We start from the raw sequence: 8,255 nt of genomic DNA on the forward strand, positions 1-8,255 counted from the left end.
TTCCGATCTTMMRAYCYCTCCGCTTTAGCGAGGGGATACAGCCAACTCAGGGAGCTTTAGCCCCTTTATATGTTAAACTAAAAACGTGGAAGTAGGCGTATCAACTACGCGAAGAAACATCCTAGTACGGAGAAATCCCGGCAAGTAAGTCACTACCGCTTTGGCGGCAAGCCTAAACCACTGCAAGCAATGGCAGGATGTTGAGCGTATCGAACTGGCTAGTGTTGAAAAGTGCGAAACCACAAACCGAACATAAACGTAGTCCCAATAGCAGAGATGCTTGAGGTGAGTAGGGGGTCTTTGACTGCCCCCACCCGCATTAAGTTGTGGGTGACAGCTCAAGGGAAAAGCGAAGCAACGCGGCTTCAGCCCGTTGCGTAGCATCCTTTGGGAATCCCCTCTCTTTCAAGGAGGGGAGAAGTCAAAGAAACCCTGCGCCATGAAGGCTGGCACGTCGTACAAGCCTGCTTTGCCGCCAAGCAAGACCTCGACTCCCTTGTGCCCGTGGGGATGCGGGTCAACCCCCGCATGGTTGCCGACCTCTATAACAAGAGCGGCTATCACCCTGCCGATATTCCCATTGAAGCAGAAGCCTTTGAAGCAGAGCGGGTGCCTAACATGACCCTAGAGGGATTGCAGCGAGAGTGTGCCGACTGGCTCAACCGCCCCAGCAAGGATTAGGTACCGCCCAGATCATCTCAATCGTCGTAAACGCTGGTGAGTGAACAGTTGAACGTTGCACTCAGCAAGACGATAAGGTGTAGGTGAACGACGAGTGTATGGTTTTGTAAACGTCAACAATTTTCGGGACAGGTTGTTAGCTTGCTTCTCTAATTAGAAAAAACTGTTTAGTAAAAATTATCACCGCACTAACGGGAGAGCCGGAGAACATAATCTATACCTATAGTTTGACATACTCCCTAGTCTGACGTCACAGAAATTCCAACAGTCTTACGGTATTTGTTTGTTGACAACTGATCGGCGATCCCCCTAGCTCAGTGCCGACCTCTGTTAGTGTTCCTGCGCCTGAGGAGCCACCGCATATATCCTACATTATTTCAATGTAGATGGATTACATATACAATCTTATCAAATTCATGACAATTCATGACCTGACAGTACATTAGTATTTCTTATTGCTAACGACGACCAGCGATCGCGTAAAGGTCAGGATTTAGCAGTGGTTGACTCTCAGAGAGCTGGGTTGGAAATTGATTTAGAAATTCTATAACATCTTGTTAAATCAGATCCTAAATGCTTCAACCACGATGTTAAGGTGTCAATAGCCAGCAAATTAGTGCATAGGCTTGTTTCGCTGCGATCGCCGCGAGTACGTTGTGTGTTTCCCTAGTTTTTGACACCATAAATTTTCTAATGGTGATATTGCCAGTGTGTTATTTACGATGAGTTCTGGTGAAAGGATTATAGACGGAATGGAAAAACCCAAGCCCCTAACCGGTAAGGCACTGCTACAGCGGCTTAATGAGATAGGCTACGTGACACGCAAAGAAGCAGCACGGCTGTGTGGTTACTATCGTATTACTGCCTCCGGTGAGGTAAAAACTGATTTATCGAAATTTTATAGCGCAATTTTGCAAGCCCGGGGTCTTGAACTAGAACCTCAGAAAGGGGCTGATCATCGTGATGGACGTGGGCGATCGCCCTCCTATCGGGTAACAGTTCATCAAAATGGACAAATTGTGATTGGGGCAGCCTACACCAAAGCAATGAATCTCAAACCAGGGGATACCTTTTTAATTAAGCGGGGATATAAGCATATCCACCTCTACCAACTGGAGGATGCGGCGCTGGATGGAGTTAAACCCGACACCGCCAACCCAGAGCGATGATTGGGTGGCAGTGATTGTTGGCAACAGTCGCCACCACTGGGCACTATTTCACGGGGTAGAGCTTGTGCAGTGCTGGCATCTGACCCCCAGGGAATCGCCGCCAGCCGTACTGCGTTTAGTCAGCGATCGCGAGTGTTGGGGGGGCAGTGTTGGCCGGGTGCCGCTTCAGGAACTCTGCCCCAATGCCTTTGGTCTCAGCTTGATGGATATTCCCATTCCTGGCCTCTACCCCACCTTGGGACTCGACCGCGCCCTTGGGCTGTGGGGGGCACTGCAGGTCTATGGGGCACCGGTTTGCGTGGTGGATGCTGGCACAGCCCTTACCTTTACCCTTGCCAATGCTGCTGGGGAATTTGTGGGGGGGGCAATTCTGCCGGGGGTGGGGGCCATGGGGCAGTGCTTGGCCGACTATACGGCAGCGCTGCCTAGGGTGGCCATTCCTGAAGGCGTGCCACCCCGTTGGGCGATGTCCACCCCAGAGGCACTGCAAAGCGGTGTGTACTTTGGCGTGGCGGCGATCCTCCAAAGTTATCTGGGTGCTTTTTACGCTGCCTATCCTACAGGTAAGGTGCTGGTCACTGGTGGCGATCGCGCCTTTATCAGCCAGCTCTTGGCAACCGATTTTCCGCAGCACCACTGGCAGGAAGACGAGCATCTGTGTTTTTGGGGTATTCGTGCCGCCCGCAACCAACGGTTAAGATAGAAAAGCACCGTGCACTACAGAGCCGATACTCCCATGGAGCGTGGCCGTGACTTTACTGATTTAGCCCTAGGGCTAGTGTCTGCCCAAAGCTTTCCGGCAATTGTCGGCATTGCAGACCACATGCTGAAGTCCTCCGATGTGCTGCTAGTGGGCTACGAAAAAATTGGCAGTGGCCATTGCACGGCCATTGTGCGCGGTCGTATTGCCGATGTACGCTTGGCCATTGAAGAAGGCGCAGAGCGAGCGCAGCAGTTTGGCCAAGAACTAAGTACCCTAGTGATTCCCCGCCCTGACCCTAACCTAGAGAAGATTTTACCCATTGGTAGCTTGCTAGCGCAGTTGACAACAGGCACCCGCGGCCACCGCCTGAGTGGTCATGCTGTCGGCCTGCTCGAAACTCGCGGCTTTCCGGCAATGGTAGGGGCTGCTGATGCCATGCTGAAGGCCGCAGATGTGATGTTGACAGCCTACGAAACCATTGGAGCGGGTCTGTGTACGGCCATTGTTCGGGGCACCGCATCCAACACAGCGATCGCCCTCGAAGCAGGGATGGCCGAAGCCGATCGCATCGGTGAACTCCACGCCGTAATGCTGGTACCACGGCCTCTTGAAGATTTAGATCAATCTCTCCCCCTTGCGCCAGCCCTGCAAAAAGAACTGCGCCCCTTACAACTGCCCCTCAACCTCAAACAAAAAGAAACCGAGCCACTTGTGCTCAATGCCGCCACCGAAGATGCTGTGGCCGTTGAAGCCTCACCAGAGGCACTACCGCTAGAGCCACCCTCTCCCTAGGCGCTAGCGTTCTCTTGTCTCGGGCGGTTCTAGAGGTTGTAACACCGTGGCTGCGTCCTTGAGCCACTCTAACAGTTGGCGATCCTCGTGCATGGCAGTATCCTCCAGAAGGGTGTGCAGTAGGGCAGGGGTTTGGCCGGTCACGCTTTGCCATGCCTGCATTAGTTCAGAATCCTCAGGCAGATGGTGAGGGTTGCTGCGATCGGCGATTAACCCTAAGCGTGCGGCTAAGTTGTGGCGGAGTTGCCCTTGGAGTTGCTGGCGGACAAAGCCTCTCTGCTGGGCGCGTTGCAGCACACCGGCTAAGGCGGCAATGTAGGTGGCACTATTACTGAGGGTGGCGACTTGCTCTTGCAGGGGTGGTCCAAAGCGCTGGCTCTGCTGCCACAGCAAAAAGATTAGAATCACCCCCAGTTGCAAACTAATGCCTAGCCATTGGGTACGACTGAGGTAGTCCAGCACACTGCGAGGCTGCAAGCCGGTGTCCACGTCTTCCGGGGTGCGTTGTCGATAGCCGTGCAGCCACTCGTCAAAGTAAATGGTAGTAATGGTAGTCGTGCTGGGTAAGCCCTGCAGGAGAGCGGCCACCGTAGCAAAGTTGGCCAGTTGGGTATGGCTGCCGTAAGCGTTGGCCACCAGCCACGGATAAACGCTCTGGAGTTGCTGCCCAGTTCTTTCACCGATGAGGGTGGTTTGGAGGTAGGCAATGAGACCATAGTCATCACTGAGGAGGGGGCGATAGCGGGGTGCTATATCGCGGGGTTGCAGCCGCCGTCGTGTTTCCACAAGGACAGACCCTTGAGAGGTCTGCAAGCGATAGCTAAAGGGCGCAGCGGTGGGTTCGCCGTGCCAATAAAAGCGGACTAAGGTGTTGCCATCTGCCATCCACTGGGCTAAATCCGCTGATGGGTCTCGGAGCCGACCACTGATTTGCAGGAGTACGTGCCCTTGGCCGGAGAGGTTGGGGTAGTCTCGCTGCCAGCGCTCCACCTTGAATCCTTGCTGTTCGAGGTACTCGTAAAACTGACGGCTGCCCCAAGGGGAATTGTCGTAGGAGGAACCCGCTTTTGCCGAGGGAGCAAGCGTCATGAGCAACACTCCGACCACCACTAGGACTAAAACGGAAAGCAACAGCAAAAGCCAGCGCCAGCGGGAGGGGGTCTTCATCGCGAGGGTGACTGGAGTTGAGGTTCAATGTCGAAGTAGGCGGCCTGACAGGTGGCAAGGGTCTGCGCATCTAGCGCTTCACCGCCGTAGTAACTGCGGCTGTGAACGTGGAACAGGTGTTGGATGCTGCGGCGCACGGTAGGCGATCGCTCCCCCAACTGAAACAGGCGTTCTAACTCCTGTAGATACTCCCGGTTCGTCCAATGGCTTTGTACCCGTAGCCMCCCCGCCTCTTGTAAACGGTATAAAAGCGCCATATAGAGTGCACGACACGCACCACTGTAGTCCCCAGCGAGTTGCCGAGCTTGGGCAAGCTCTAGCCACTCATGCACTAGCTTAGGTCGCTCTCTTGGGGTGGTTACTGGCATCGTCTGCAAGGGGCGCGATCGCCGCTGCCACCATCGCCACAGCCAACGTCCTAGTAAGTAAAGACTCAGGCCAAGAACCAACAGTAACAACCAGCGGAACAGCCATTGCACCCATGCTTCAAAGGTTGCACTCTCCTGCCACAGCGGTGAAGCTTCCGTGCGGAACAATTCTAGGAAGAAGTATTCTAGGGCTTCACTCAGTTGCCGCCACAGGCGATCGCCTTGCCAGCGGAGGGTTTCCAAAAAGGTCACGGGGGAGTCAGTAGATCAGAAGAGATCAGAACTTATGCCTCCGATTGTCGCACAAATAACACTGGGCACTCCGCATAGACCCGCACATAGTCCGACAACGACGTCCCTAAGAGTCGATCTAAATCCGGCAAGCTGCGGGCAATGGAGGGGCGGCGATCCGGAGACCCCAGTACCAGTAGATCTGCATTGGTGTCGGCGGCAATTCGGCAGATCTCTTCTGCGGGTTTACCGGTAGCGAGGACGCACTGGCAATCAATCCCCCGCTGTTTGGCAAGCCGCGCTGCCTCTGCAAGCACTGGATCCGTTTCTGCTGAACCCGTTTGAATATCAGAATGGCCTTTGAGATCTGGGTTGACATGGGCAACGATTAACTTCCCCCCCTTTAAGCCATCCATTAATCGCACTGCTAACTCCAAGGATGCCTTGGCGGCAGGCTGGGCATTGAGAGCCACCATAATGCGGTTAATTTTTTTCACGAACAGATCATCGCGCACCAAGAGCATGGGCCGTGAGGACAGCTGAAAGACGTACTGACTCACGGAGTTCGCTAGGATAGACTGCAACCGTTTGAGGCCACGGGAGCCCATGATAATCAAATCCGCATTGATCTCATCGGCAACTTGCAGCACGGTGTCTTTCGGGTCGCCTTCCCGCAACAGGGTATTGACGCTAATTACCGGATCGAGGTGCAGACGTGCCACTGCCTCCGCCAGCAGCTTCGCCCCCGCTTGGCGTTGTTCCGCCATGTCTTCGGCAGTAATTTTCGGGGGAATCACATGGAGCACGGTCACCGCCGCTCGCTGAATCGCTGGCAGTTCCATCAGCGACTTGAGCATTTGTTCGGATTGTCCTGTTCCCGAGTCTGCCAATAGAATATTTTCAATCATAGGTATCAAACTCCCAGAGGTTGGTGATCATCACGGCACGGATGGCCACTATTGACGATCTTAGGTCTGGGTGCCGGCGTTCTAGCAGAACTCCACAAATCTTAGAACCAACGGATTTGCGCTCCCGGTTCCTTGGCGGCGGCGGCTAAGGTCTCTACTGCGGTGGCCACGCTCACCGAGCCGATGTCGCCGTCGGCACGGCTGCGGATACTCAGGGTGTTGCTCTCCACTTCTTTTGCACCCACAATGGCCATGACTGGAATTTTCTGGGTTTCAGCATTGCGAATCTGTTTGCCGAGGCGATCGCCACTGCTATCTACACTGCTGCGTACCCCAACCGCTGCCAACTGCGCCGCTACCCCTGCAGCAAAAGGACGCTGCTCATCGCTAACGGGCAACAGACGCACCTGCTCCGGTGCCAGCCAGAAGGGAAAATCGCCAGCGTACTCCTCAATTAAAATGCCAATCAGCCGCTCTAGGGAGCCAAAGGGAGCACGATGAATCATCACTGGGCGGCGGCGGGTATTATCCTCGGCAATGTACTCTAAGTCAAAGCGCTCTGGCAGGTTATAGTCCACCTGAACCGTCCCCAGTTGCCACTCGCGGCCAAGGGCATCTTCAAAAATAAAGTCTAGCTTGGGGCCATAGAAGGCTGCTTCCCCAATGCCTAAAAAATAATCCATCCCCAGTTGCTCGACGGCCCGTTGGATGGCACCTTCGGCTTTCGACCATGCCTCCTCAGAGCCAATATACTTATCAGAACTCGGATCGCGGAAACTAAGGCGGGCTTTGAATTTATTGAGGTGCAAGCAGCGAAACACCGCCAGAATTAAATCCACAACATTCAAAAATTCGCTATCCAGTTGCTCTGGGGTAACAAACAGGTGCGAGTCATCCACCGTAAAGCCCCGCACCCGCGTCAGCCCCCCTAGCTCCCCGGACTGTTCGTAACGATACACCGTGCCAAACTCCGCAAGGCGCAGGGGTAAATCGCGGTAAGAGCGTAGCTCGCTTTTGTAGATCTGAATATGAAACGGGCAGTTCATGGGCTTGAGGACGAACCCCTGTTCCTGCGCAGCAGCAGCCTCATCCTCAGCCATGAGGGGGAACATATCCTCTTTATACTTTTGCCAATGGCCTGAGGTCTTGAACAAATCGACGCGGGCAATGTGGGGGGTCACAACGGGAAGGTACCCTCGCCGCAATTGCTCCTGCTTAAGGAAGTCTTCGAGGGTGGAGCGCAGAATGGTGCCTTTGGGCGTCCACAGGGGTAACCCTGGCCCGACGGGGTCAGCAAAGATAAACAGCCCCAGTTCTTTTCCCAGTTTGCGGTGATCGCGGCGGAGGGCTTCGGCTTTGCGGCGTTTGTATTCCGCGAGTTGTTCGGGGGTTTCCCAAGCGGTGCCGTAGATGCGTTGCAGTTGTGCCTTGGTTTCGTCACCGCGCCAGTAAGCACCGGCAACACTTTCAAGGGCGATCGCCTTCGGGTTAATGTCGCCCGTATTTTCGACGTGAGGCCCCGCACACAGATCCCACCATTCATCGCCAAGATGGTAAATGGTAATTGGCTCTTGGAGATCTTCAAGAATTTCTAGCTTATAGGGTTCACCCAGTGCCTTGATCCGCCGCCGTGCTTCCTCACGACTCACTTCCTCGCGAATCACCGGCAGGTTGCGTTTGATAATTTTGACCATTTCCTTCTCGATCTGTTTTAGATCTTTTTCACTGAAGGGGTCAGGGTTATCAAAGTCGTAGTAAAACCCATTCTCAATCCACGGCCCAATGGTTACCTGTGCCTTCGGGAAGAGTTTTTGCACTGCCATCGCCAGTATGTGGGAGGTCGTATGGCGAATGCGCTTAATCTGCTCTGATTCACTCGTTTTCGGAAGATGGATAGGCTCAGGGGAAACGTCGTTGGACATAGAAAAGCCGCAGGTGAAGCTTAAGGTAAGACTTCTATTGTATCTTGGGGGTGCGCGGCACAGCCTTCACGCCTCCCTAGGCGTTGGCACATAATGAATACTCCTGCACCTGCTAAGCGAGGTGGCGGTGTCTTAATTAGTAAGGATTTATAGGAGTGATGTGGGCGGGCTAAAACCCCTCCGCTTTAGCGAGGGGATACAGCCAACTCAGGGGGCTTTAGCCCTCTCTATGTGTTAAACTAGAGACGTGGAAAGTAGGCGTATCAACTACGCGAAGAAACATCCTAGTACGGAGAAATCCCGGCAAGTAAGTC

General features: G+C 54.1%; 8 protein-coding genes. 4 read left to right on the plus strand and 4 right to left on the minus strand.

What is annotated here, in order from left to right:
* Nucleotides 1-387 precede the first annotated feature (387 nt).
* The 4 genes from L5470_RS12145 to ccmO all read left to right on the plus strand — a co-directional run bounded on the left by L5470_RS12145 (nucleotide 388) and on the right by ccmO (nucleotide 3,345).
* On the plus strand, nucleotides 388-681 hold the full coding sequence (locus tag L5470_RS12145; protein WP_499500121.1) for a hypothetical protein: 294 nt from the start codon (nucleotides 388-390) through the stop codon (nucleotides 679-681).
* Nucleotides 682-1,433: 752 nt separating this feature from the next.
* Nucleotides 1,434-1,850 (plus strand): AbrB family transcriptional regulator, encoded by a 417-nt coding sequence (locus L5470_RS12150; RefSeq protein ID WP_099798764.1) that lies wholly within the window; start codon nucleotides 1,434-1,436, stop codon nucleotides 1,848-1,850.
* Nucleotides 1,813-2,553: a type III pantothenate kinase gene (locus L5470_RS12155; RefSeq protein WP_499500122.1), complete on the plus strand. Its 741-nt coding sequence runs from the start codon at nucleotides 1,813-1,815 to the stop codon at nucleotides 2,551-2,553. Before L5470_RS12150 ends, L5470_RS12155 begins: the two co-directional genes overlap by 38 nt.
* 33 nt (nucleotides 2,554-2,586) lie before the next feature.
* Complete coding sequence (gene ccmO / locus L5470_RS12160) at nucleotides 2,587-3,345, plus strand: beta-carboxysome assembly protein CcmO (RefSeq protein ID WP_499500124.1); 759 nt, start codon at nucleotides 2,587-2,589, stop codon at nucleotides 3,343-3,345.
* 3 nt (nucleotides 3,346-3,348) lie between these two features.
* On the opposite strand, the gene L5470_RS12165 is transcribed toward ccmO, so the two are convergent.
* From L5470_RS12165 to thrS, 4 genes are all read right to left on the minus strand, one after another.
* Nucleotides 3,349-4,512: a DUF4350 domain-containing protein gene (locus L5470_RS12165; protein ID WP_099798767.1), complete on the minus strand. Its 1,164-nt coding sequence runs from the start codon at nucleotides 4,510-4,512 to the stop codon at nucleotides 3,349-3,351.
* Complete coding sequence (locus L5470_RS12170; protein WP_499500123.1) at nucleotides 4,509-5,132, minus strand: DUF4129 domain-containing protein; 624 nt, start codon at nucleotides 5,130-5,132, stop codon at nucleotides 4,509-4,511. The genes L5470_RS12165 and L5470_RS12170 overlap by 4 nt, the downstream gene beginning before the upstream one ends.
* Before the next feature lie 32 nt (nucleotides 5,133-5,164).
* Nucleotides 5,165-6,019, minus strand: coding sequence for a universal stress protein (locus L5470_RS12175; RefSeq protein WP_099798769.1), 855 nt, complete (start codon nucleotides 6,017-6,019; stop codon nucleotides 5,165-5,167).
* Nucleotides 6,020-6,120: 101 nt separating this feature from the next.
* A complete protein-coding gene (gene thrS, locus L5470_RS12180; protein ID WP_099798770.1) occupies nucleotides 6,121-7,941 on the minus strand; it encodes a threonine--tRNA ligase in 1,821 nt (606 codons plus the stop codon).
* Between the last annotated feature and the right edge of the window lie 314 nt (nucleotides 7,942-8,255).

It is taken from the genome of Synechococcus sp. PCC 6717 (genome assembly GCF_022698185.1).
Taxonomy (GTDB): Bacteria; Cyanobacteriota; Cyanobacteriia; order Thermosynechococcales; family Thermosynechococcaceae; genus Thermosynechococcus; species Thermosynechococcus lividus.